The 23,315-nt window shown below is 70.9% G+C and carries 21 protein-coding genes, 1 tRNA gene and 2 pseudogenes; 12 read left to right on the top strand and 12 right to left on the bottom strand.

The annotated features are described in order from the left end of the window. Positions 1 to 159 precede the first annotated feature (159 nt). The 11 genes and pseudogenes from QF034_RS41555 to QF034_RS21650 all read left to right on the top strand — a co-directional run. A pseudogene (locus QF034_RS41555) lies at positions 160 to 471 on the top strand (flavoprotein); the annotation flags it as partial. 203 nt (positions 472 to 674) lie between these two features. Next, complete coding sequence (locus tag QF034_RS21695; protein WP_307176525.1) at positions 675 to 1,313, top strand: hypothetical protein; 639 nt, start codon at positions 675 to 677, stop codon at positions 1,311 to 1,313. A 3-nt stretch (positions 1,314 to 1,316) separates the two neighbouring features. Next, a complete protein-coding gene (locus QF034_RS21690; RefSeq protein ID WP_307176524.1) occupies positions 1,317 to 1,733 on the top strand; it encodes a phage holin family protein in 417 nt (138 codons plus the stop codon). After that, positions 1,709 to 2,386, top strand: a complete 678-nt coding sequence (locus tag QF034_RS21685; RefSeq protein ID WP_307176523.1) for a DUF3618 domain-containing protein — start codon at positions 1,709 to 1,711, stop codon at positions 2,384 to 2,386. The genes QF034_RS21690 and QF034_RS21685 overlap by 25 nt, the downstream gene beginning before the upstream one ends. Positions 2,387 to 2,558: 172 nt before the next feature. Further along, entirely contained in the window at positions 2,559 to 2,819 is a 261-nt protein-coding gene (locus QF034_RS21680) for a hypothetical protein (protein WP_307176522.1), read from the top strand. Between the two features lie 112 nt (positions 2,820 to 2,931). Next, positions 2,932 to 4,479 (top strand): VCBS repeat-containing protein, encoded by a 1,548-nt coding sequence (locus QF034_RS21675; protein WP_307176521.1) that lies wholly within the window; start codon positions 2,932 to 2,934, stop codon positions 4,477 to 4,479. A gap of 63 nt (positions 4,480 to 4,542) precedes the next feature. Beyond that, the gene (locus QF034_RS21670; RefSeq protein ID WP_307176520.1) at positions 4,543 to 5,949 is read left to right on the top strand and encodes an FG-GAP-like repeat-containing protein; all 1,407 of its coding nucleotides are present in this window, start codon (positions 4,543 to 4,545) and stop codon (positions 5,947 to 5,949) included. 53 nt (positions 5,950 to 6,002) lie between these two features. Further along, positions 6,003 to 7,427, top strand: coding sequence for an FG-GAP-like repeat-containing protein (locus tag QF034_RS21665; RefSeq protein WP_307176519.1), 1,425 nt, complete (start codon positions 6,003 to 6,005; stop codon positions 7,425 to 7,427). A gap of 23 nt (positions 7,428 to 7,450) precedes the next feature. Beyond that, complete coding sequence (locus tag QF034_RS21660; protein ID WP_307176518.1) at positions 7,451 to 8,899, top strand: FG-GAP repeat domain-containing protein; 1,449 nt, start codon at positions 7,451 to 7,453, stop codon at positions 8,897 to 8,899. A gap of 17 nt (positions 8,900 to 8,916) precedes the next feature. After that, a complete protein-coding gene (locus QF034_RS21655; protein WP_307176517.1) occupies positions 8,917 to 10,269 on the top strand; it encodes an FG-GAP and VCBS repeat-containing protein in 1,353 nt (450 codons plus the stop codon). Positions 10,270 to 10,358: 89 nt separating this feature from the next. After that, positions 10,359 to 11,375, top strand: coding sequence for a Yip1 family protein (locus QF034_RS21650; protein ID WP_307176516.1), 1,017 nt, complete (start codon positions 10,359 to 10,361; stop codon positions 11,373 to 11,375). Positions 11,376 to 11,441: 66 nt separating this feature from the next. Here the strand turns inward: QF034_RS21650 and QF034_RS21645 are convergent, their stop codons facing one another. Next, on the bottom strand, positions 11,442 to 11,939 hold the full coding sequence (locus QF034_RS21645; RefSeq protein ID WP_307176515.1) for a phosphoribosyltransferase: 498 nt from the start codon (positions 11,937 to 11,939) through the stop codon (positions 11,442 to 11,444). Positions 11,940 to 11,950: 11 nt separating this feature from the next. Next, entirely contained in the window at positions 11,951 to 12,526 is a 576-nt protein-coding gene (gene dcd, locus QF034_RS21640) for a dCTP deaminase (protein WP_307176514.1), read from the bottom strand. A 515-nt stretch (positions 12,527 to 13,041) separates the two neighbouring features. Between dcd and QF034_RS21635 the strand changes: the two genes are divergently transcribed. Then, positions 13,042 to 13,115: transfer RNA gene (locus tag QF034_RS21635), tRNA-Gly, on the top strand. A gap of 129 nt (positions 13,116 to 13,244) precedes the next feature. Here the strand turns inward: QF034_RS21635 and QF034_RS21630 are convergent. The 10 genes and pseudogenes from QF034_RS21630 to QF034_RS21585 form a co-directional block, all read right to left on the bottom strand. After that, entirely contained in the window at positions 13,245 to 13,625 is a 381-nt protein-coding gene (locus tag QF034_RS21630; protein ID WP_307176513.1) for a VOC family protein, read from the bottom strand. A 5-nt stretch (positions 13,626 to 13,630) separates the two neighbouring features. Beyond that, positions 13,631 to 14,356, bottom strand: coding sequence for an L-ribulose-5-phosphate 4-epimerase AraD (araD, locus tag QF034_RS21625; RefSeq protein WP_307176512.1), 726 nt, complete (start codon positions 14,354 to 14,356; stop codon positions 13,631 to 13,633). Positions 14,357 to 14,370: 14 nt separating this feature from the next. Then, positions 14,371 to 15,888: an L-arabinose isomerase gene (araA, locus tag QF034_RS21620; protein ID WP_307176511.1), complete on the bottom strand. Its 1,518-nt coding sequence runs from the start codon at positions 15,886 to 15,888 to the stop codon at positions 14,371 to 14,373. Positions 15,889 to 15,911: 23 nt separating this feature from the next. Continuing rightward, a complete protein-coding gene (gene araB / locus QF034_RS21615) occupies positions 15,912 to 17,567 on the bottom strand; it encodes a ribulokinase (protein WP_307176510.1) in 1,656 nt (551 codons plus the stop codon). Between the two features lie 95 nt (positions 17,568 to 17,662). Next, the gene (locus tag QF034_RS21610; protein ID WP_307179943.1) at positions 17,663 to 18,037 is read right to left on the bottom strand and encodes an RICIN domain-containing protein; all 375 of its coding nucleotides are present in this window, start codon (positions 18,035 to 18,037) and stop codon (positions 17,663 to 17,665) included. 124 nt (positions 18,038 to 18,161) lie between these two features. Next, a pseudogene (locus QF034_RS21605) lies at positions 18,162 to 18,485 on the bottom strand (RICIN domain-containing protein); the annotation flags it as partial. Beyond that, positions 18,485 to 19,708, bottom strand: a complete 1,224-nt coding sequence (locus QF034_RS21600) for a sialidase family protein (RefSeq protein ID WP_307176509.1) — start codon at positions 19,706 to 19,708, stop codon at positions 18,485 to 18,487. The pseudogene QF034_RS21605 and the gene QF034_RS21600, both read right to left, overlap by 1 nt. Before the next feature lie 105 nt (positions 19,709 to 19,813). Then, positions 19,814 to 21,334 (bottom strand): arabinosylfuranosidase ArfA, encoded by a 1,521-nt coding sequence (gene arfA, locus QF034_RS21595; RefSeq protein ID WP_307176508.1) that lies wholly within the window; start codon positions 21,332 to 21,334, stop codon positions 19,814 to 19,816. 57 nt (positions 21,335 to 21,391) lie between these two features. Continuing rightward, on the bottom strand, positions 21,392 to 22,294 hold the full coding sequence (locus tag QF034_RS21590) for a carbohydrate ABC transporter permease (protein WP_307176507.1): 903 nt from the start codon (positions 22,292 to 22,294) through the stop codon (positions 21,392 to 21,394). Continuing rightward, positions 22,291 to 23,274, bottom strand: a complete 984-nt coding sequence (locus QF034_RS21585) for a carbohydrate ABC transporter permease (protein WP_307176506.1) — start codon at positions 23,272 to 23,274, stop codon at positions 22,291 to 22,293. Before QF034_RS21585 ends, QF034_RS21590 begins: the two co-directional genes overlap by 4 nt. Positions 23,275 to 23,315: the final 41 nt, after the last annotated feature.

Genomic DNA, 23,315 nt, shown 5'->3' with positions numbered 1-23,315 from the left:
TGTCATCGGCATGCAGCCCTTCACGAAGAGCGCCACGCCGCCTGCGTCTTCCAGCCTGCCCAGCTCGGGCCCTCAACCGGCAAACGCCTTACGATCCGCGGCTTCACCCTGTGGGGCCATCTCGACCGGGCAGGGGAGTTCGGCGGACAGTTCCGCGTGGCGATCCAATCCCAGACCGGCCACCTGACCCGCTCCGCCTGGCACACGCCCGGCGAGACCCGCCCGCTGCCACCCGCCGACGCCATCGCGGTCACCCCGGCGACCTTCAACGCGATCAACAAGTGGGCCGCCGGTATCCCGGACGCTCTCGCCCTGAGGATCCTGCGCTCGCAGCCTGGCGCAACTGCGGGAGATGGGCATCCTGATCAACTCCTACGCCCCCACCGTCCCAAAGCCGGCGGTGGCGCGGATCGCTTCCGTTGGACGGAGGCTGTTGACCTCCTGGAGCCGGGGCTTACTCAGCGGTCCTGACAGCTGAGGCGTGGTGGCTCCCTGCCTTCCACGGCCCGCTACCTGGTGGGCCACTGCTGCACGCCGACTGGGCAGAGCACACCCCCATGGGTATCGCAATCAATCTCGATGAATCGCTCTTGGCGGGTGTGAACAGGAACAAAACAGTCACTCGCATACATAGCGGGCCATAAGTTACATGATCTTGTGAGGAGGAGTGGCTGATGAACGAGGCAGCGCAGGGCGGCACGACGAGGTTGCGGCAGACCGGGGAGACGGCCAGAGCGGAGGCGTCGGCCACCACCGATCACGCCAGGCAGGCCGCGGGAGAGGTCACGGGTACCGCAGTGGACCAGGCCAAGGCCGTGGCGGGCGAGGCCCGGCAGCAGGTCGGCGCGGTCGCCCAGGACCTGCGGAGCCGTGCGATGAACGAGGTTGAGGAGCAGACCAGGCGGGCGGTCGGCTCGCTGCGCCAGTGGGCGGACGATCTGTCCGGCATGGCGGAGAACGCCCAGAGCGACTCGCCTGCGCGTAGCCTCGCGGCTCAGGCAGCCGACGGTGGGCACCGCGCGGCCGATTACCTGGACGAACAGGGGGTCGACGGCGTCCTCACCGATGTGCAGGACTTCGCCCGCCGACGCCCCGGCATTTTCCTGGGTGGCGCTCTGCTGGCAGGGCTGGCCGTCGGACGGTTGGTGAAGGCGGCGGGGAAGTCCGACGGGTCCCCTGAGCGCACACAGCAGCCTGAGGCACCGGCCGAGGGGCAACCTACGGCGCTGCCGTCCGGTCCTCCGCCGGAGATGCAGCCGTCCGTCGGCATGCCCCCGGGTGGTGCGTCGACTCGTCCGTACCCGGAGGTGTGAGAGATGGCCTCGATCCCGTCCCGCCAAGTGGAGGCGCACGGTGGGGACACCTCGGTGGGCGATCTGCTGTCCGCCGTGACCTCCGACGTCCAGACCCTGTTCCGGCAGGAAGTCGAACTGGCCAAGACCGAGGTCAAGCAGGAGGCGACCAAAGCGGGCAAGGCGGCAGGCATGTACGGCGGCGCGGGGTTCGCCGGCTACATGGTTCTGCTGTTCCTGTCACTGGCCGCAGTGCTGGGCCTGGCCAACGTGATGGACGGCGGCTGGGCCGCCCTGATCGTCACCGCGGTGTGGGCCGTGGTCGCGGCGGTGCTGTACGCACGGGGCCGTACCCGGATGCGCACCGTGGCACCGAAGCCAGGGCAGACAGTCGAGACGCTGAAGGAGAATGCGCAATGGGCACGTCACCCGACCAGATGAGGGCCGAGATCACCGCCACGAGGGACCGCTTGTCCGCCGACATGGACCGGCTCGCGGACCGGACCAGCCCTCGGCGTATAGCCCGTCGCCGCACCCGCAGGATGCGCGGCACCGTCTCGGGCATGCGGGAACGGGTCATGGGATCCGCCTCCCAGACCGCCCAGGGCGTCAGCGGCAGTGCGCAGTCGATGGCCGGATCGCTGCAGGAGGGCACCCAGCAGGCAGCCGACACCGCGCGTGAGGTGTCCGGCCAGGCCGGTGAAGTTGTACGGCAGGCCCCGGAACAGGCGATGCGCCGGACCCAGGGCAACCCGCTGGCCGCCGGCCTGATCGCCTTCGGCGCCGGCATGCTGGCGGCCTCGATGCTGCCCGTCTCCCAGATGGAGCAGGAGAAGACCACCGACCTGATGCAGCGCGGCGGCGAGGCGCTGGAACCCGTGAAGCAGGCCGCCCAGGATTCCGCGCAGAACCTGAAGGAGGGGGCCAAGGAGGTCACCCAGAGTGCGGCGCAGGAGGTGAAGGACACCGCCGCAGAGGCCGCCCGTACCACGCAGGAGGAGGCCCGCGGCCAGGCCACCCAGGTAGCCGAGCAGGCACGCGACTCCGGGCAGCAGGTCGCTGGTGAAACCCGGCAGCAGGCAGGCCCTGGCTGAGAACCGTGCAGGCCCGTCGTGCCCCGGATCACGATCGGTCCGGGGCACGGCCGCGCTCTGGGGCCGGCCGGCCCCAGCGGGCACAAGCGCTCCCTGCCCGGTCTCGTCGGAGTGATCGGTCTCGATCCGCTCCTTGCGGAGGTCGCCACGAACGGTTGTGTCGTCGGTCGGTATGTTCCTCGATGCCCAGCCGGACGCGTTCGACGATGATCGGCTTGCGCTCGACACCCAGTGCGGCCGAAGGGCCGAATGCGGGGAGCGGCGTGCGATGGGTTTCCGGCGTGCGGCCGGTCTATGGATGGACAAGGACGTGCAGCCGGCCAGCGCCACCGGGTCCGCGAGCAGCCGTGACCAGGGGTTCCGGCTGTTCTACAGCCCTCAAGAATTAACCGAACTCACGTACAACCCTTACGTCCCCACGCAGGTCTCCTGATCGCCGACCACCCGTGAACGCCCGGACAACCCCCGGCGAACACGGACGGTCCGGCCCTCCATCGACTTGTGGATGTCCGCCAGGCATCCCCGCATGCAGCAGGAGACCTCGCATGCATCAGCACGAGCGCCCCGCCGGGCGCCCGCACGCGCACGGGTACCCGCCCGCGCACCCGTTCCGCCGCCCCCGCTCCCGCCCGCGCCTCGCCCTGGCGACCGCCGCCGTGGCCGCCCTCACCGGCGCGCTGCTCACGGCCACGGCCGGTACGGCGACGGCCGCGGACCCGACGCAGGCCCCGCGGGCCGACTTCGACCACGACGGCATCGGCGACGTGGCGTTCTCCGCCTCCGGCGCGTACGTGAGCGGCAAGAAGGACGCCGGCCAGCTCGTCGTCCTGTACGGCACGAAGACCGGGGTGTCCTCCGCGAAGCGGTCCGTCATCAGCCAGAACACCGCCGGCAACCCGGGCACCGCCGAGAGCGGTGACGTGTTCGGCGCCGACAGCGCCTACGCCGACTTCAACGGCGACGGCTACGACGACCTCGCCGTCTCCTCCCCGCTGGAGGACGTCGGCAGCGACAAGGACGGCGGCGGTGTCGCGGTCCTGTGGGGCTCGGCCCAGGGCATCACCGGCAAGGGCGTCTCGATCGCGGACCCGGCCCCCACGAAGCACGACCGGTGGGGCAGGAACCTCGCCGCCGGAGACTTCGACGGCGACGGCAAGGCGGACCTGGCCGTCGGCACCACCTCCAACGTCGTCTACGTCCACAAGGGCGGCATCAGCGCCTCCGGCACGGCGGTCAAGGGCCGGTACAGCGTCAAGGCGCCGATCCAGGCGTCGGGCGACGGGTCCGGCCCGCTCAACCTCACCGCGGGCGACGTCAACGGCGACCGCCGCACCGACCTGGTCGTCGACGGCTTCGAGACCGCCACCGGCCAGTACTGGAACGCCAACTACCTCCTCCTCGGCACGGGTTCGGGGCTGTCCGCCGCCGACGCCCGGCCGCTGAAGGCCGGTGTCATCACCGGCATCGGCGACATCAACGGCGACGGCTACGGCGACATCGTCACCGGCATGCACTGGAACCGGACCGACGACGGGGTGACCTTCCCCGAGGCCTCCGACGGCGGCAAGGTGTGGATCACCTACGGCGCGCCGGACGGCCCCGGCTCCACCACCGGCATCACCCAGAACACCGGCAACGTCCCCGGCAGCTCGGAGCGCAACGACTACTTCGGCTACGAGCTGGACCTGGGTGACATCAACGGCGACGGCTACCAGGACCTCGTGGTCGGCGTCGCGGGCGAGGACATCGGGCCGGTCGCCGACGCCGGCCAGCTCGTGGTGCTGTACGGCTCGGCCTCGGGCATCGACACCTCCACCGGCACCCAGTCCTTCGCGCAGAGCACCGCGGGCGTCCCCGGCTCGGACGAGAAGGGCGACTTCCTCGGCACCGACGTGAAGCTCGACGACGTCACCGGCGACGGCCGCGCCGACCTGCTGGCCGGCTCGTTCGAGAACGACGGCAACGGCGCGGTCCTCTACCTGCCGTCCGGCGGCACGAAGATCACCGCGACCGGTTCGCGCACCGTCTCCCCCAGCACCTCGGGCGTCTCGACGACGGGCTACCCGAACTTCGGCGCGAACTTCGCCGACTGAGCCACCCCGCATCCCCGGTGCCGGGCCTTCCAGGTCCGGCCCCTTCCCACCCGGAGCCCTCCCTTGCGCAAGCGCACCCTCCTCCTGGCCGCCACACTCACCACCGGCCTGCTCACCGTCACCCCGGCCGCCGCCGCGCCCGCCGGCCTCGCCGGGGACTTCAACGGCGACGGGTACCGGGACATCGCGGCCGGCGCCCCCTGCACCACCGTCGGCTCGGCCTCCTGCGCCGGTGCGGTCGTCGTGCTGTACGGCTCGGCGTCCGGTGTCTCGGCCACCCGCAAGGCCGTCATCACCCAGAACTCCACCGGCGTGCCCGGCACCGCCGAGTCGGGCGACCTGTTCGGCGCCGCCCTGGCCACCGGCGACCTGGACAAGGACGGCTACTCCGACCTCGTCGTCGGCGCCACCGGCGAGAGCATCGGCGACCGGGACGGCGTCGGCTCGGGCACGGTCCTGTGGGGCGGCAAGTCGGGCCTGACCAGCGGCAAGGGTTTGCCGCAGCCGTCGACGCTCTCCGAGTACGGCGGCTTCTCCCGGGGCATCGCCACCGGCGACTTCGACGGTGACGGCGACACGGACGTCACGCTCACCGGCCAGAGCCACACCCGCATCTACAACGGCCCCTTCACCCGCACCGGCGGCCCGCTGAACAACCTGCGCGTCGGCGAGGTCGGCACCACCTTCGAGGTGATCGCGGGCGACCTCACCGGCGACGGCGCGGCCGAGCGCGTGTACCCGTTCAACGTGGACGGCGACACCGGCGGCGAGATCGACTACTTCCGCTGGACCGGTACGACGTACAAGATGGCCGAGCTGCCGGACGCCGACGGCTACCCCGGCTCGATCGGTGACATCAACCGCGACGGCTACGGCGACCTCGTCCTCGGCGACTACACGGACCCGTACGACCTCAAGCCCGGCGGCCACAAGGGCGGCCAGATCACCGTCTGGTACGGCGGCCCGAACGGCCCCGACCCGGCGCAGCAGCCGACCGTCGTCCACCAGGACACCGCGGGCGTGCCCGGCGCGGGTGAGGCCGACGACGGTTTCGGCACGGCGGTGAGCACCGGCGACATCAACGGCGACGGGTACGCCGACGTCGTGGTCTCCGCCCCGGGCGAGGACGTCGGCTCGGCGAAGGACGCGGGCTCGGTGACCGTGCTGTTCGGCTCCGCCTCCGGCCTGAGGACCGGCACCGGCGTGAAGTCGTACACCCAGGACACCGCCGGGGTGCCCGGTTCCGCCGAGTCCTGGGACCGTTTCGGTTCCGCGGTCGGCCTGACCGACGTGACCGGGGACGGCAAGGCGGACCTGGTGATCGGCGTCGACGGCGAGAACTCCACGGGCGGCCTGTGGACCCTGCGCGGCTCCGCCTCCGGCCTGACCACGAGCGGCGCACAGGGCATCACCACCACCGCCCTCTCCCTCAAGTCCGGCGCCAACCTCGGTTCGGTCGTGGCCCAGTGACCTCCCGTCGCCCAGTGACGCCCCATCAGACCTCCAGTGAGGCACGTACCGCCATGCGCACCCGTATCACCGCCGCCGTCCTCGCGGCGGCCCTGACCCCGCTCGCCCTCACCCTGTCCGCCCCCGCCGCGCACGCCGCGACGCCCGCCGTCCCCTACGACTTCAACGGCGACGGCCGCACCGACCTCGCGATCGGCGCCCCGGGCGCCACCGTCGCCGGCCAGGCGAGGGCCGGTGCCGTGTCGGTGGTCTACGGCAGCACCAGCGGGCCGAAGAGCTCCACGCGCACGCTCCTGACCCAGAACACGGCCGGCCTGCCCGGCGCCGCCGAGGCCGACGACGCCTTCGGCTCTGCGCTCGCCTCCGCCGACCTGGACACCGACGGTTACGCCGACCTGCTGATCGGCACGCCCGGCGAGGACGGCAGCGACAGCAACGACGGCACGGTCACCATCGTCTGGGGCGGGCAGTCCGGCCTGTCCGGCGCCCGTTCGCTGTTCAGCTTCTTCAGCACCGACTACGACCGGTACGGCCAGGCCCTGGCCGCGGGCGACTTCGACGGCGACGGGGACGTGGACGTCGCGGTCGGCTCCACCGGCCCGATCACCCTCTCCCTCGTGCAGGGCCCGATCACCAGGACGAGCGCGTCCAACGGCGGTTCGGGCTCGCGCAACGACGGGTGGTCCTCCTCGACCGGCGTCACCCACCTCTCCTCCGGGGACGTCACCGGCGACGGCCGGCCGCGGGTGGTCCTGCACGGCCGTGCCGTGAGCACCGGCGCCGCGACGACCGCCCTCGCCGACCTGAAGATCGGCAACTACGTCGACTGGCTGGAGCGGCTGCCCGCCGGGTTCGTCTCCGCCGTCGGGGACATCGACGGTGACGGCCACGACGACATCGTCGTGGGCAACGACCGGGAGCCGTCCGCCGACCCGGAGGGCGCCCTCGGCGGCCGGGTCACCGTCGTCTACGGCGGACCCGACGGCCGCGACACGAACCGCGCCCCGCTCGTCCTCACCCAGGACACCGCCGGGGTGCCCGGCGCCGCCGAGAAGGGCGACCGCTTCGGCAGCGACGTCTCCCTCGGCGACATCAACGGCGACGGCTACGCCGACCTGGCCGTCGGCACCGCGGGCGAGAACTCCGCCGCCGGGGCCGTCACCGTGCTGTACGGCTCTGCGTCCGGCCTCACCACCAAGGGCGCCACGTCGTACACCCAGAACACCGCGGGCGTGCCCGGCGGCTCGGAGAAGGGCGACCGGTTCGGCGAGCGGGTCACGCTCACCGACCACACCGGCGACCGCCGCGCCGACCTGTCCGTCTCCGCGCCGGGCGAGAACGCCGGCGACGGCGCGGTCTGGTCCCTGCGCGCCACCGCCACCGGCCCGACGGCCACCGGCTCCGTCAGTTTCGGCCCGGGCACGACCGGCGTCTCCACGGCCGGCACGCCCGGCTACGGCACCGCACTCAACTCCTGATCACGACAGCAGGGACTCCACAGATGCGCAAGCGCACCCTCCTCCTGGCCACGGCCCTCACGACCGGCCTGCTCACGGCCCTGCCCGCGACGGCCGCCACCGCCGCTCCCGCCACCGGCCCGACCGCCGACTTCAACGGCGACGGCTACGGCGACGTCGCCTTCGCCGCCCCGTACGCCAAGGTCGACGGCCTGGGCATGGCCGGCTACGTCGCCGTCGTCTACGGCGGCGCCACCGGCCTCGACCCTGCCAAGCGGACGGTGGTCAGCCAGAACACCGCCGGCGTGCCCGGCGCCGCCGAGGCCGAGGACACCTTCGGCGACGCCCTCGCCGTGGCGGACCTCAACGGCGACGGCTACACCGACCTCGCGGTCGGCTCCTCCGGCGAGGACGTCGGCACGGACACCGACGGCGGCTCCGTCACCGTCCTGTGGGGCTCGGCGAGCGGCCTGAAGAACGGCACCACGGTCAAGGACCCGGCGGTCTCCGGGCACGACAACTGGGGCCGGCTGCTGACCGCCGGCGACTTCGACGGCGACGGCAAGACGGACCTGGCCGTCGGCACCGGCTCGTCCCACGCCTACGTCGTCCGCGGCCCCTTCACCACCACCGGCACCACCGGCGCCGCGAAGCGCGTCAACACGCCCGAGACGGCGTACAGCGTCGACGCCATGGACGCGGGTGACACCAACGCCGACGGCAGGTCGGACCTGGTCCTCACCTACCGCGTCCGCCTCGACTCGGACGAGTCGGGCAGCTGGTCCAAGGGCGTCGCCTACCTCGGCTCCCCCACCGGCCCGGACACCTCGGTCCCCCGCCCCCTGAACGGCGGCACCTCCCTCGCCCTCGGCGACATCGACGGCGACGGCTACGACGAGATCGCCCTCGGCAACGTCTTCTCGAAGGAGGACGACCACAGCGGCAGCCTCGGCGGCCGGGTCGTCGTCATCCGCGGCTCCGAGGGCGGCCCGGTCAACGGCGACGCCCCCATGGCCGAGCTGACCCAGGCCTCCACCGGCGTCCCCGGCGCCGACGAGGCGAACGACGGCTTCGGCGGCTCGGTCTCCATCGGCGACGCCAACGGCGACGGCTACGGCGACCTCGCCATCGGCGTCGTCTTCGAGGACGTCGGCACCCTTGAGGACTCCGGCTCCACGGTCCTGATGAACGGCTCCGCCTCCGGCGTCTCGCGCACCGGCGCCCGCACCCTCACCCAGGCGACCGCCGGTGTCCCGGGCACCGCCGAGGCCATGGACTACTTCGGCTCGGACGTCCTGCTGGCCGACGTCACCAAGGACGGCCGCGCCGAGTTCACGATCACCGCCGGCTTCGAGGACGAGGGCATCGGCGCGATCACGACCCTGCGCGGCTCGGCCACCGGCCCCGTCACCGACGGCGCCCGCTCCTTCGGCCCCGGCAGCCTCGGCCAGACCCGCTCCTACGGCGCCTTCGGCACCGGCCTCATCGGCTGACGGACCAGGGAGACACCATGCGCAGATCCACCACGGCCGCCCTGGCCGCCGCCCTGCTGGCGACCGGCGTCACCCCCGTGTTCCTCACCGGCCCGGCCTCCGCGGCGGTGGCCAAGCACTACGACGACTTCAACGGCGACGGCCGCCGCGACCTCGCCTACGCCGGCTACGACGACGTCGACCGCGAGGGCGGCACCGTCACCGTCGTGTACGGCACCGCCACCGGCCTCGACACCGCCCACCCGAAGTACCTCCACCAGGACAGCGCCGGCGTCCCCGGGGCCGGGGAGGAGGACGACCAGTTCGGCGCGTCCCTCGCGAGCGCCGACCTCGACAAGGACGGCTACGCGGACCTCGTCGTCGGCAATCCCACCGAGCACGTGGGCAGCGCCGAGTACCGCGGCACGGTCACCGTCCTGTGGGGCTCGAAGTCCGGCCTGTCCGGCGGCACCAACCTCACGCCGGCCGGCGGCGCGGGCGGCCACTTCGGCCGCGACCTGGCGACCGGCGACTTCACCGGCGACGGCTCCCCCGACCTGGCCGTGATCGGCGGCGAGGAGGCGTGGCTGTACCGCGGCCCCTTCACCAAGTCGGGCACGACCGGCAAGGTCAGCAAGATCGACAAGGCCTCCGGCGGCTGGTACTCTTCCGCCCTCGCGGCCGGCAAGGTCGACGGCGACGGCCGGACGGACCTGGTGGTGATCGGCACGGAGATCACCGGCAGCGACATCCGCGAGCGCGCCTGGTTCCTCAAGGGCACCTCCTCCGGCCTCGCCTCGGGCGCGTCCAGGACCCTCAGCGACCGGCAGCAGGGCCTGTACCCGAGCCCGGTCATCGGCGACTTCGACAAGAACGGCTACGGCGACATCGCCCTCGGCCTGCCCGACAGGGACGACGGCAAGGGCGCGGTCACGATCTGGCGCGGCACGTCGACGGGCCCGGGCACGGCGACCACGTTCACCCAGGCCACCTCGGGCGTCTCCGGCAGCCCGGAGGCCGACGACAACTTCGGCTACGCGATCTCGGCCGCCGACACCAACGGCGACGGCTACGCGGACCTCGCGGTCGGCGTGCCGCACGAGGACGTCGACGGCCTTCAGGACCAGGGCGGGGTCCACGTCTTCCGCGGCGGTTCCGGCGGCCTCAGCGGCGCCCGCTCCTCCTGGATCGCCCAGACGGTCCTGGGCCCGGCCGACTCCGACGCCGCCTTCGGCTACACCCTCCGCCTGCGCGACCTGACCGCCGACGGCCGCGCCGACCTGGCCGTGGGCGCGGCGGGCGGCGCGCTGCTGATGCCGGGCACGGGCACGACGCCGACGAAGACCGGCGCGATCGCCCTGCCGGACCTGGGCGGGGCGCTGCCCGACTGACCCGCCCGGGCCGGCCCGGGCCACCGGCAAGCCCGTACGGCCGAACCCCTACAACCCACGGATACCCAAAGGCCCTTACCCCCTAAGGGATGTCACAGCTCGGCCGCAAAGCCGGGTCCGGAAGCCCGGGCCCGGCACGCCACCGCCCGCTACCGGGTACGTTCGATGACGTGGCTGGATTCAGGATCGGACGCGGCCGGAACAACGGCGCTCCTCAGACGCGACCGCACAACCCTCCGAACGGGCAGCAGACGCCGCAGGGACCGTCGTACGGCTACCCGCCGGCGCCGCAGCCGTACCCGCAGCAGCAGCCGCCCTACGGCAACGGCGGCGGCCCCACCTGGCCGCAGCCGAACGCCGGGCGGCCGGGCGGCGGCTACGGCGGCCAGGGCGAGCCGGAGTACTTCGGCGACGGCGCGTACCCGCCCGGCCCGCAGGGCCCGCACGACCCGTACGCGGCGAACAACCCGGGCCACACCCAGGCCTTCTCGGTCGGCGAGGACCCCTACAGCGAGGGCGACACCTACCGCGCCGGCTCGGCCGCCCCGCCGCCCGGCCCGGTCGGCCCGCGCCTGCACTGGAAGGCCCTGCTGAGGGGCATCGTCCTCGCCCCCAACCAGACGTTCCTCCAGATGCGGGACTACACGATGTGGGGCCCGGCCCTCATCGTCACGTTCCTCTACGGCCTGCTCGCCGTCTTCGGCTTCGACGGCGCCCGCAAGGATGCGATAAACGCCACACTCTCGAACGCCGTCCCCATCGTCCTGACGACGGCGGTCGCGATGGTGATCAGCGCGTTCATCCTGGGCGTGGTCACCCACACGCTGGCCCGCCAGCTCGGCGGCGACGGCGCCTGGCAGCCCACGGTCGGCCTGTCCATGCTGATCATGTCCCTCACGGACGCGCCCCGCCTGGTCTTCGCCATGTTCGCCGGCGGCGACGCGACGTTCGTGCAGCTGCTGGGCTGGGCCACCTGGATCGCGGGCGGCGCGCTGCTGACCCTCATGGTCAGCCGCTCCCACGACCTGCCCTGGCCGAAGGCGCTGGGCGCGTCGGCGATCCAGCTGATCGCACTGCTGTCGATCGTGAAGCTGGGCACGGTCTGAGACCTGCCGCACGGTGTGAGAAAAGGGGCTCCCCGCAAGGGGGAGCCCCTTTTCTCGATGTCGGTGTCAGGCGTCGAGCACCTGGCCGGCCCGCCTCACCACGGGCGGCTCCACGGACCACGGGAAGTTGATCCACTCATCGGTCCGCTTCCACACGTACTCGCACTTCACCAGCGACTGCGACTTCTCGTAGACGACCGCGCTGCGCACCTCGGCGACGGTGTCGAGGCAGAAGTCGCGGACCAGCTTGAGCGTCTTGCCGGTGTCGGCGACGTCGTCGGTGATCAGCACCTTCTTCTCGGAGAAGTCGATCACGTTGGGGACGGGGGCGAGCATGACGGGCATCTCGAGCGTCGTCCCCACACCCGTATAGAACTCGACGTTCACGAGATGGATGTTCTTGCAGTCGAGGGCGTAGGCGAGCCCGCCGGCCACGAAGACACCGCCGCGGGCGATGCTGAGCACTATGTCGGGCTCGTACCCGTCGTCGGCGATGGTCTGCGCGAGCTCGCGCACGGCGACGCCGAACTGCTCGTAGGAAAGGTTCTCCCGCACGTCACTCATGCTCGGGTCACTCACACCTGGGTCCGATGGAAGTTGAGGAAGGACCGGGAGGCGGTCGGCCCCCGCTGCCCCTGGTACCGCGATCCGTACCGCTCGCTCCCGTACGGGAAGTCGGCGGGCGAGCTGAGCCGGAACATGCACAGCTGCCCGATCTTCATCCCCGGCCAGAGCTTGATGGGCAGGGTGGCGAGGTTGGACAGCTCAAGGGTCACGTGCCCGCTGAACCCGGGATCGATGAAGCCGGCCGTCGAATGCGTGACCAGCCCGAGCCGCCCCAGCGAGCTCTTCCCCTCCAGCCGGGAGGCGAGATCGTCGGGCAGCGAGATGACCTCGTACGTACTGGCGAGGACGAACTCCCCGGGATGCAGGATGAACGGCTCGTCCCCCTCCGGCTCGACGAGCCGGGTCAGATCGGCCTGCTCGATCGAGGGGTCGATGTGGGGGTACCGGTGGTTCTCGAACACCCGGAAGTAGCGGTCCAGCCGCACGTCGATGCTCGACGGCTGCACCATGACGTCGTCATAGGGATCGATCCGCACGCGTCCGGCATCGATCTCGGCCCGGATGTCCTTGTCTGAGAGAAGCACGCCCCGAGGATACGCAAGGCGCGCGGAGCGACCACAATCGGACGACCCCGCGCGCCTGCCTGCGTGCTTCTGGCTGCCGCGCCGCTACCGCTTCTCGTAGCTCACGGGCACCACGCTCCTCAGCCGCGCACATCGCGGACACCGAAGCAGCCGGCCGGGGCCGAGCCGCTCGGCCTGCTGCATCGGGAACGAAGCGGTGCTGAACACGTGCCCATCCGCACAACGGACGACGGTGCGCTCCATCAAGTCCAAGAGTCCCTTCCCCAAGAGCCGCGTCGGGCTGCTGCTTGCCTGACGACAAAAGCCACGGTACGGGATCAAAGGGACGGCCCTCCAGGCGGCACTCCGGTCCCGCCCGGACCCTCGCCCACGCCCCCACCGTACGCCCCAACTCCGGTCACCCGCAGCCGCATCCCGCCCCTGAAACGCCCTCAGGCTCCGCGGCATGAACACCGGGAGCCTGACATGAGGTAAAGTGGCGACCGTTCGGACACCGACTCCGGTCGGCGTCTTACGCGGGTGTAGTTTAATGGTAGAACATCAGCTTCCCAAGCTGAGAGCGCGAGTTCGATTCTCGTCACCCGCTCCATGCGAAACCCCCAGGTCAGAGGCCCGGGGGTTCTTTGTTGTCTAGACCGGTAGGCGGGTCTCGCACCACGCGCGGTCTCGGCCAACCCGGGGGTAACGGGCCGGCCGCCCGAGACCACTCGAGTATTCGTCATGGCCAGACGTGAGCCTGTGCCCGGAACGTGTCGGGGTCGCTCTCCACAGGTAGTACGCACAGCAGATGACCGCCAGGCACTCGTAGCACGCAGCACTCCTGCCACTGTGAAATCTGCTCGGCGCCCAGGGCGATCAGGCGCGCGGTTTCCGATTCGACGTTGTCGGTCTCGATGTCGAGGTGGATACGGGGTGCGTCGTCGACCGCCTGGACTGCGGTGATCAGCCCTGGCAGGGCCTGGTGGAGCGTGGTGAACTGCGGTGCCGGTGGAAACGGTTGGGCAGTCACACCGAGAGCTGCCGCCCAGAAGTCCGCTGCCCGGGCGGCCTCGGCTTCGGGTGTGTCGATCAGTACGGCGTATACGCGGCTTCTGTGCATCGCCGTCACCGGGTCGCCGGGGTCGTCGGATTGCCGTAGTAGGCGTCGGGGCCGTGCTTGCGGGTGTAGTGGCGCTCCAGGAGGTGACGGGGTGGCGGAGTCGTCGGTGAGAGGGACATGGTGTGGAGGGCGATGTCGGCGACCGCCTCGCAGATGATCGCGTGTTCCAGGGACTTGCGGGCGGTGGCCCCCCAGGTGAAGGGGCCGTGGCCCGCGACGAGGGCGGCGGGGACCTCGACGGCCCGCTGGTCGTCGCCGTCGAGGAGGTCCACGATGACGTGACCGGTGTTGTACTCGTAGTCCTTCGCGCACTCCTCCTCGGTGAGGTCGCGGGTGACCGGCACGGGGCCGTTGAAGGTGTCGGCGTGGGTGGTGCCGAGGACGGGGATGTCCCGGCGGGCCTGGGCGAAGGCGACCGCGCGGGTGGAGTGGGTGTGGGTCACGCCGCCGACGGACGGGAACGCCAGGTACAGGCAGCGGTGAGTCTCGGTGTCGGTGGAGGGGCGCAGGTCGCCCTCGACCACCGCGCCGTCGGACAGGCGGACCGTCACCAGGTCGTCGATGGTCAGGGCCTCGTAGGGGACACCGGAGGGCTTGATGACGAACACGCCCGCCTCGCGGTCGACCCCGCTGACGTTTCCCCAGGTCAGGGTCGCCAGGCCGACCTGGGGGATGGCAAGGTTCGCCTCCAGTACCTCTTGGCGCAGGCCCTCCCGGACAACTGCGGTCATCGTGGTCTCCTTCCTCACAGGGCCTGGGCGAGGCGGTGGTAGGCGGCGTTCCAGCGGATTTCCTTGCCGAACTGCTCGGTGGTGGTGTTCTCGTCGATGGTGAGCAGTTCGACGCCGGTCATGGCGGCGTAGTCGGTCAGGGTCTCGACGTCGACCGCCGAGCTGAGCACGGTGTGGTGCGGGGCGCCGGCGAGCAGCCAGCTCTCCGCCGATTCCGCCAGGGACGGACGTGGCTTCCATACGGCGCGGGCGACCGGCAGGCGGTGCAGGGGTTCGCTCGGGGCGACGACGTCGACGGCGTTGGCCGTGAGGCGGAAGCGGTCGCCGAGGTCGGAGAGGCCGACGACCACGGCGGGCCCTTCGGAGGCGTTGAAGACCAGGCGGACCGGGTCCTCGCGGCCGCCGATGGACAGGGGGTGGATCTCGCAGCGGGGGCGGTCGGCGGCCATAGAGGGGCAGACCTCCAGCATGTGGGCGCCCAGGACGCGCGGGGTGCCGGGGCCGAGGTGGTAGGTGTAGTCCTCCATGAAGCTGGTGCCGCCGGGGCGTCCGGCGCCCATGACCTTCATCGTGCGCAGCAGCGCGGAGGTCTTCCAGTCGCCCTCGCCGCCGAAGCCGTAGCCGTCGGCCATCAGGCGCTGGACGGCGATGCCGGGCAGCTGGCGCAGGCCGCCGAGGTCCTCGAAGTTGGTGGTGAAGGCGGTGAAGCCGCCGTCGGTGAGGAAGGTGCGCAGGCCGAGTTCGAGGCGGGCCGCGTACACCAGCGAGTCGTGGCGGATGCCGCCGGGGCGCAGGGCCGGGACGACCTCGTACGACTCCACGTACTCGTCGGCGAGTTCGGCCGCCGCCTTGTCCTCGACGGCGTCGACCACGGCGACCAGGTCGTTGACGGCGTAGGTGTTGACGGAGAAGCCGAACCGCAGCTGGGCCTCGACCTTGTCGCCCTCGGTCACGGCGACGTCGCGCATGTTGTCGCCGAAGCGGGCCAGCCGCAGGGTGCGTGACGCGTGGCGGCCGACGGCGGCGCGGGCCCAGGCGGCGACGCGCCGGATCACCCTCGGGTCGGTCGCGTGACCGGCGACGATCTTGCGGTCGACGCCGACGCGGGACTCGATGTGCCCGAACTCCCGGTCGCCGTGGGCGGCTTGATTGAGGTTCATGAAGTCCATGTCGATGCTCGGCCAGGGCAGCGACAGGTTGTACTGGGTGTGCAGATGCAGCAACGGCCGGTCCAGCGCGCTCAGTCCGGCGATCCACATCTTCGCCGGGGAGAAGGTGTGCATCCACACGATCACGCCGACGCAGGCGTCGGAGGCGCTCGCCTCCTGGCACATCCGGCGGATCGACTCGGCGTCGGTGAGGACCGGCTTCCACACGATCCTGACCGGGACCTTCCCGGGGCGGCCGAGGGTCTCGGAGATGCTGCGGGACTGGTCGGCGACCTGGCGCAGCACGTCGTCGCCGTACAGGCCCTGGCTTCCGGTGAGGAACCAGATCTCCTGGCTGTCGTAGGGCCTTTCGGAAGTGGTCATGAGGGTGTTCCTTTCACAGTGGCTCAGACGGAGGCTTCCGCGCGCATGCGGCGCAGGCGGTGCATGACGTCGTTGGTGCCGCGGCCGAAGTAGTCGTGCAGCACGCGGTACTCGGAGTAGAGGCGCTCGTAGGCGACCTCGCGCTGCGGGTCCGGCAGGTAGACCCGGCGGTGGACCTTGCCCATGGCGTGGGCCGCGGCACGGATGTCGGGGTACGCCCCGGCGGCGACGGCGGCGTGCATCGCGGCGCCGAGGGCCGGGCCCTGGGTCGAGCCGATGATGCTCAGGGGGCGGCGGGTGACATCGGCGTAGATCTGCATGAGCAGGGCGTTCTTCGTCAGGCCGCCCGCGATGATCAGTTCCGTCACCGGTACGGCGGCGGACTCGAAGGCGTCGATGATGGTGCGGGTGCCGAAGGCGGTGGCCTCCAGCAGGGCGCGGTAGATGTCCTCCGGGCGAGTGGAGAGCGTCTGGCCGATCAGCAGGCCGCTGAGGTCGTGATCGACCAGGACGGAGCGGTTGCCGCTGTGCCAGTCCAGGGCGAGAAGACCGTGTTCGCCGACCTTCTGTCCGGCCGCGAGGGCGGTCAGGTACTCGTGCGGGGTCTGGCCGGCCGCGGCGGCCCGCTCCGCGTACTCGGCGGGCAGGCCCGTGCGGACGAACCAGCCGAAGATGTCGCCGACGCCGCTCTGCCCGGCCTCGTAGCCCCACAGCCCGGGGAGGATGCCGCCGTCCACGACCCCGCACATGCCGGGCACGGCACCGTGCTGGTCGGAGCTCATCACATGGCAGGTGGAGGTGCCCATGATGGCGACCATCTGGCCGGGTTCCACGGCGACCGCCGCCGGGGCGGTGACATGGGCGTCGACGGTGCCGACACAGACCGTGATGCCCTCCGGCAGCCCGGTCCAGGCGGCGGCCTCGGCCGTCAACAGCCCAGCCGGATCGCCGAGTTGACCGATGGGATGGTCCAGCTTGTCGGTCACGAAGTCGGCGAAGTCCGTGTTCAGGGCGGCGAGATAGTCCCGGGAGGGGTAAGTGCCGTCCTGGTACTGGCCCTTGTAACCGGCTGTGCAGGCGTTACGGACGTACGTGCCGCAGAGCCGCCACACGATCCAGTCGGCCGCCTCCAGCCACCGCTCGGTGCGCCGGTAGATCTCGGGGTCCTCCTCCAGGACCTGGAGCGCCTTGGCGAACTCCCACTCCGAGGAGATCTTCCCGCCGTACCGCTCCAGCCACGGCTCCTTCATCTCGGCGGCCAGCGCGTTGATCCGGTCGGCCTGGCCCTGGGCGGCGTGGTGGCGCCACAGCTTGACGTAGGCGTGCGGGCGGTTCTCCAGGCCGGGGAGTTCGCACAGCGGTGTGCCGTCGGCGAGGACCGGCAGGACCGTGCAGGCGGTGAAGTCGGTGCCGATGCCGATGACTTGCTCCGGCCGTACTCCCGCCCGCGTCATCGCCTCGGGTACGGCGCCTCGCAGCACGTCGATGTAGTCCGAGGGCACCTGCAGGGCCCAGTCGGGGGGCAGCCGGGTGCCGTCGGGCAGGCTCCGATCGAGGACGGCGTGGGCGTAGACGTGCTCCGCCGACGCCAGTTCCGCGCCGTCGCTGACCCGTACCACCACGGCACGGCCGGACAGGGTTCCGAAGTCGACGCCCACGACACAGGGTTCATCAGACACGGAGCGACCCACCTCTCTCGTTCGGTATGACAGTCATTGTTCGGAATACTGGACAGATGGGCGGGGGCCCGGCCGCGGCCGGGCCCCCTGGCGGGTCAGTTGACCCGCACGACCTGCCACAGTTCGTCATCGGCGCCGTTGTCCGCCGACTGGACGATCAGCGCGCCGTTGGCGGTGGAGGCGGAGGCGACGTCCGCCACCAGGCCGCTGGCGGAGTTGACGAGCTTGAAGTAGCCGCCTCCCGCGTCGGTGAGCGTCCACTTCTGGGAGCTCGCCCCCGACGACGAGTTCTGGACGACGGCGGCGCCGGCCGAGGTCGAGCCGTTGTTGTCGAGGAACAGACCGCTGTTGACGTTCTTCACGGTCCACGCCCCGCCGCTGACCGACTGGAACGTCCACAGCTGGCAGTTGTTGGCGGTGTTCACCCACTGGCCCGCCTGCTTGCCCGCCGTGGTGGAGGCGCCGGGGATCTCCAGGAACTTGCCGCTGTTCTTGTTGACCAGCCGGTACTGCCCGGTGGACAGGGTGGGCAGCGCGGTCTGGGGTGAGGTTCCAGCGCTGGCAGGCGCAGCCGGTGTCGGACCACTGACCGGCGGCGGTGCCGACGGTGGTGGAGGCGCCGGGGATCTCCAGGTACTTGCCGCTGATCCGGTTGGTGGCGGTGAAGCCGCCCGCCGGGTTCGGGGCGATCGCCCACTCGTGGTCGAGGGTGCCGTTGTCGTCCCACTGCAGGACCTTGGCGCCGTTGGCGGTGGACTGGTTCTGCACGCCCAGCACCTTGCCGCTGGCCACGTTGAAGATCTTGAAGTAGCCGGAGGTCTGCTGGACGAACTTCCACTTCTGGTCGGTGGCGTTGTCGGCATTCTGCTGGGTGGCGCCCACGCCGTTGGTCGTGGAACCGCCGACGATCGTCAGCATCAGATGCTGTTGGCGTTGGACATGGTGTAGGTGGCACCGTCCGAGATGCCGCCGCCCAGGTCGATGGTGCCGTAGCTGACCGGGTTGAGGCCGGTGCTGGTCAGGTGGCCGCCGCTGAGGACCAGCAGGCTGTGGCCGTCGGCCAGCGGGAGCAGACCGCGGCTGTAGCCGCCGGGGACGGTGGAGGCGATGCGCGTCCAGGTGTTCGCGGCGCCGTTCTGGGTGTTGAGGAACAGGTCGTCGCTGCTGTTGGCGCTGACCACCAGGGTGCCGTTGGCGCCGCCGGTGGGCAGCCAGGTGATGTACGGGGAGCTCTTGGGCTGGGTGCCGTCGGTCGCCTTGAGCGGGATGCCGGTGGCAGAGCCGAACGCCTCCGGGTTGGAGGAGATCTTGTAGTAGACGGCGAAGCCGCCCTCGGGGGCGCCCCAGAACTCGTACGTCATCACGTAGTTGCCATTGGGAAGCTTGGCGATCACCGGCATGCCCGGGCGGTCGTCGTACGTCGACGTCGTCACGTCGTCGACGACGGAGCCCCAGGTCAGGCCGTCCGTGGAGACCTGGTGCACGATCTTCTGGCCGTAGTTGGGGTCACGCTGGTCGGAGTAGTACACGATCAGCTTGGAGCCGGACACCATCAGGAACGGCTCCCAGACCGGCGTCTGGCCGTTCGTGGGGTCGGCCTTGCCGCCGGTGGCGATGGTGCTGACGTACGACCAGCTGGCGCCGTGGTCGGTGCTGGCGTACAGGTCCAGCTCGGTCGAGGACAGGTCGCTGGGGATGGAGTTGCCGGCGGCGAGGATCGTGCCGGCCGGGAAGTTGCCTACAGCGGTGGGAAGTTCGTACAGGAACGGCTGGTAGCGCATGCCGAAGCCGTTGTGCGTGTCCGTGATGCTGGAGATCTGCGTCCAGCTGTTGCCGTTGTCGGTGCTGCGGTAGATCGGGAAGACGGGGGTGCCCGAGCTGTACTGCTCGAAGGTGGCGAGCAGGGTGCCGTTGGAGGATCCGCTGTTCTGCAGGCGCAGGGCGCGCGGGTAGAGCGAGCCGGGGGACGGGGCGTTCGACGGCGGGGTGTACATCGTCTGCGAGGCGCGGGAGATCGCGTGCGCCTGGCCGGCGGTGGGGAGGACGAGGGCGACGGCGGCTGCGAGCAGGGCCAGCAGCAGGGTGATCGCCTGGGTTCTGGGCAGGGCGCCGGGTCCGGCGCCTTCCCTGGTGGTGGACATGGGCGGCTCCCAAGGAATGTCCGGGAAGAGGGAGTGGTGCTGGGCCCGCCGCTCCCCCCGAGGAGGAGGAAGAGGGGTGGAACGGCGGGTGTCCGAGGGGGTGGGTCAGCCGGCGCGGCGCAGCCGGATGACGTTCCAGGAGACCGGCGGCAGGCTCGCGGTGAGACGGCCGTCGGCGACGGGACCGGTGTCTGCGGTGTACGGGCGGACTCGCTCGGGGTCGTCCTGGGTGTTGGCGGCGCGGACGTCGGGGTCGCTCAGCACCGAGTGCTCCACCGGTGTGTAGCCGGGGAACGCCCGTAGGTCGAGGGCGAGTTCGACGTTCTCGCTCTGGTGCCGGTTGACGGCGAAGACGGTGAGCTCGTCGGCGCCTTCCGCCTCCGCGAGGTGCGTGGCCACGGCGTCGACGACGGAGACCTCGCCGAAACGTTTCGTCTCATACGTCGGCGCGACCGGCTCCACCCGCAGGACCGTGCCGCGGGCGTGCCGGGCCGCCTGGGCGAAGGGGTGGAAGGTGGTCTGCCGCCAGCTCGGGCCGCCCGCCTCGCTGCGGATGGGGGCGATGACGTTGACGAGCTGGGCGAGGCAGGCGGCGGTGACCCGGTCGCTGTGCCGCAGCAGGCTGATCAGCAGCCCGCCGACGACGACGGCGTCGGCGACGTTGTACTCGTCCTCGATCACGCGCGGGGCGACGGCCCACTCGGTGGGCTTCTCCTGCGCCTCGAAGCGGGTGTTGTACCAGACGTTCCACTCGTCGAAGGAGAGGTTGATCCGCTTCTTCCTGCGCAGCTTGGCCCGGATGTGGTCGGCGGTGGCGACCACCGACTCGACGAAGTGGTCCATGTCGACCCCGGAGGCCAGGAAACTGCCGAGGTCGCCGTCGAGTTCCTCGTAGTAGGCGTGGCAGGAGATGTAGTCGACCTGGTCGTACGCCTCCTCGAGGACGGTGGCCTCCCAGGCGCCGAAGGTCGGCATCGCGGAGCTGGAGCTGCCGCAGGCGACCAGTTCGAGCTTGGGGTCGATCATGCGCATGGCCCGGGCGGTCTCGGCGGCGATACGGCCGTACTCCTGGGCGGTCTTGTGGCCGGTCTGCCAGGGGCCGTCCATCTCGTTGCCCAGGCACCACATGCGGATGCCGAAGGGGTCGGGGGCGCCGTTCTTGATCCGCTGGTCGGACCAGGCGGTGCCGCCCGGGTGGTTGCAGTACTCCAGCAGGTCCAGGGCCTCCGCCACGCCCCGGGTGCCGAGGTTGACGGCCATCATGGGCTCGACGCCGGCCTTCTCGGCCCAGCGGTGGAACTCGTGCAGGCCGAAGGCGTTGGTCTCGGTGCTGTGCCAGGCGAGGTCGAGGCGGGTGGGGCGGTCGGCGACCGGGCCGACGCTGTCCTCCCAGCGGAAGCCGGAGACGAAGTTGCCGCCGGGATAGCGCACGGCGGTCACGCCCAGCTCGCGCACCAGGTCCAGGACGTCACGGCGCAGGCCGTCCTCGTCGGCGTACGGATGGCCGGGCTCGTAGATGCCGGTGTAGACGCAGCGGCCCATGTGCTCGACGAACGAGCCGAAGGTACGGGGACTCACGTCGGCGACGCGGAAAGCGGGGTCGACGGTCAGGGAGGCGTGCAGCATGAAGGTCGCTCCGGGAGGTGCGCGAGGAGAGGAGGAGGAACGGGTCGGCCCGTCAGGTCACTTGAGGCTTCCGACGGTCAGACCGCCGCGCCAGTACCGCTGGAGGAGGAGGAAGGTGACGATCAGCGGCAGGATCGCCACCAGGGAACCCGCGATGACGAGGGTGAACAGCGCGTTGGCGCCGGACTGGATCAGCGCTCCCTGGTACCAGGACTGCAGGCCGACGGTGAGCGGGAAGAGCTTGTCGTTGTTGAGCATCACCAGCGGCAGGAAGAAGTTGTTCCAGGTGCCGACCATGGAGAACAGCAGCACGGTCACCAGCGCCGGCTTCAGGGTCGGCAGCGCCACCGACCACAGCACGCGCAGCTCGCCGGCCCCGTCCATGCGGGCCGCCTCCAGCAGCTCGTCCGGCAGGGACTCCTGCACGTAGACCCGTACGAGGTAGACGCCGAAGGGGTTGAGCAGCTGGGGCAGGATGACCGCCCACATGGTGTTGGTCAGCGCGACCTTGCTCAGCAGCAGGTAGGTGGGGATGGCCAGGGCAGTGGCGGGCACCATGATGGCGCCGAGGAGGCTGGAGAAGAGCACGTTCCGGCCGGGGAAGCGGTACTTGGCGAAGGCGTAGCCCGCGAGGGTCGCCACGGCGGTGGCGCCCACCCCGCTCACGCCCGCGTAGACGGCGGTGTTGCCCATCCAGCGCAGGTACTCGCCGTCATTGTAGGTGAACAGCTGCCGGACATTGGTGACGAAGGCGCCCGGCGAGTGGAACCACAGGGCTGCGGTGGAGAACAGCGCGTCGTTGTCCTTGGTGGCGGCGACGACCAGCCACCAGAACGGCAGCAGGAAGTACAGGATCATCGCCACCATCACCACGTTGACGGTGACGCGTCCGCGGGCGGCGGACGGGTGGCGGCCGGTGGCCGGGGCGGTGGTTACGGCGGGTGCGGCGACGGTGGTCACTTCAGTCCGCTCCTCTTGCGTGTGGCGAACAGGAAGAAGTAGGAGCCGATGAAGACCACCGCTCCGAGGGAGAAGGAGATGGCGGCGGAGTAGTTGAACTCCGAGTACTGGAACGCCAGGTTGTAGGCGTACAGGTTCGGCGTGTAGTCCGGGGTGATCACCTGGGAGGCGGTCGGCTCCAGCACCCGCGGCTCGGTGAAGAACTGCAGGGTGCCGATGAGGGTGAACATCAGGGTGAGCACCAGCGCCGAGGAGATCATCGGGACCTTGATGCGCAGGGCCGTCTGGAGCTGGCCGGCGCCGTCGAGCTTCGCCGCCTCGTAGACCTCGCGGGGCAGGCCCTGGAGGGCGGCGTACAGGACGATCATGTTGTAGCCGGTCCACTGCCAGGTCACGATGTTGCCCAGCGAGGTCAGCATCAGACCGTGGCCCAGCAGGTCGACCTTGCCGAGACCGAGCGAGCCGCTGATCGAGTTCACCGGGCCGAAGGTCGGGCTGTACAGGAAGCCCCACATCAGGGCGCCGATCACCGCGGGCACGGCGTACGGCATGAACAGGGTCATCCGGAAGACCTTGGCGAGCCTGCTCGTCACCTCGTCGATGATGAGCGCGCCCACCAGAGCGAGGCCGAGCATCAGCGGGATCTGCACCACACCGAAGACGGCCACCCTGCGCACGCCGGACAGGAACTGCGGGTCGGTGAAGGTCTGCTTGTAGTTGGCGAACCAGCTGAAGTGGTCGCCGCCGACCAGGGTGGAGGTCCTCAGGCTCAGCCAGAAGGCGTAAGCCAGCGGCGCCACCAGGAAGGCCAGGAAGAGCAGGAGGAACGGGCTGACCAGCAGCAGGCCCATGCCCTTGTGCCGGGTGCGGGCGGACAGCCCGCCGGGGCGCCGGCCCGCCATGGGAGTGCGAAGTCCCTTCGCGGGGACGGCACTCGGCGGTGCCGTCGCGGTGGATCCCTGCTGTCGGAGCAGGCTCATCACTTCTCCTTGCGCGTCGTGCGGGCCCCCGCCGGCGGCGG

Source organism: Streptomyces africanus (assembly GCF_030816955.1).
Lineage (GTDB): Bacteria > Actinomycetota > Actinomycetes > Streptomycetales > Streptomycetaceae > Streptomyces > Streptomyces africanus.
This window is presented reverse-complemented; position numbering and strand designations above follow the sequence as displayed.

Bases quoted from the DNA above. Each gene is read 5' to 3' on its own strand.
- QF034_RS21695 (WP_307176525.1), top strand. From the start codon at position 675: ATGAACGAGGCAGCGCAGGGCGGCACGACGAGGTTGCGGCAGACCGGG.
- QF034_RS21690 (WP_307176524.1), top strand. From the start codon at position 1,317: ATGGCCTCGATCCCGTCCCGCCAAGTGGAGGCGCACGGTGGGGACACC.
- QF034_RS21685 (WP_307176523.1), top strand. From the start codon at position 1,709: ATGGGCACGTCACCCGACCAGATGAGGGCCGAGATCACCGCCACGAGG.
- QF034_RS21680 (WP_307176522.1), top strand. From the start codon at position 2,559: ATGTTCCTCGATGCCCAGCCGGACGCGTTCGACGATGATCGGCTTGCG.
- QF034_RS21675 (WP_307176521.1), top strand. From the start codon at position 2,932: ATGCATCAGCACGAGCGCCCCGCCGGGCGCCCGCACGCGCACGGGTAC.
- QF034_RS21665 (WP_307176519.1), top strand. From the start codon at position 6,003: ATGCGCACCCGTATCACCGCCGCCGTCCTCGCGGCGGCCCTGACCCCG.
- QF034_RS21660 (WP_307176518.1), top strand. From the start codon at position 7,451: ATGCGCAAGCGCACCCTCCTCCTGGCCACGGCCCTCACGACCGGCCTG.
- QF034_RS21655 (WP_307176517.1), top strand. From the start codon at position 8,917: ATGCGCAGATCCACCACGGCCGCCCTGGCCGCCGCCCTGCTGGCGACC.
- QF034_RS21650 (WP_307176516.1), top strand. From the start codon at position 10,359: ATGTCACAGCTCGGCCGCAAAGCCGGGTCCGGAAGCCCGGGCCCGGCA.
- QF034_RS21645 (WP_307176515.1), bottom strand. From the start codon at position 11,939: ATGAGTGACGTGCGGGAGAACCTTTCCTACGAGCAGTTCGGCGTCGCC.
- QF034_RS21630 (WP_307176513.1), bottom strand. From the start codon at position 13,625: ATGCACAGAAGCCGCGTATACGCCGTACTGATCGACACACCCGAAGCC.
- araD (WP_307176512.1), bottom strand. From the start codon at position 14,356: ATGACCGCAGTTGTCCGGGAGGGCCTGCGCCAAGAGGTACTGGAGGCG.
- araA (WP_307176511.1), bottom strand. From the start codon at position 15,888: ATGACCACTTCCGAAAGGCCCTACGACAGCCAGGAGATCTGGTTCCTC.
- QF034_RS21600 (WP_307176509.1), bottom strand. From the start codon at position 19,708: ATGTCCACCACCAGGGAAGGCGCCGGACCCGGCGCCCTGCCCAGAACC.
- arfA (WP_307176508.1), bottom strand. From the start codon at position 21,334: ATGCTGCACGCCTCCCTGACCGTCGACCCCGCTTTCCGCGTCGCCGAC.
- QF034_RS21585 (WP_307176506.1), bottom strand. From the start codon at position 23,274: ATGAGCCTGCTCCGACAGCAGGGATCCACCGCGACGGCACCGCCGAGT.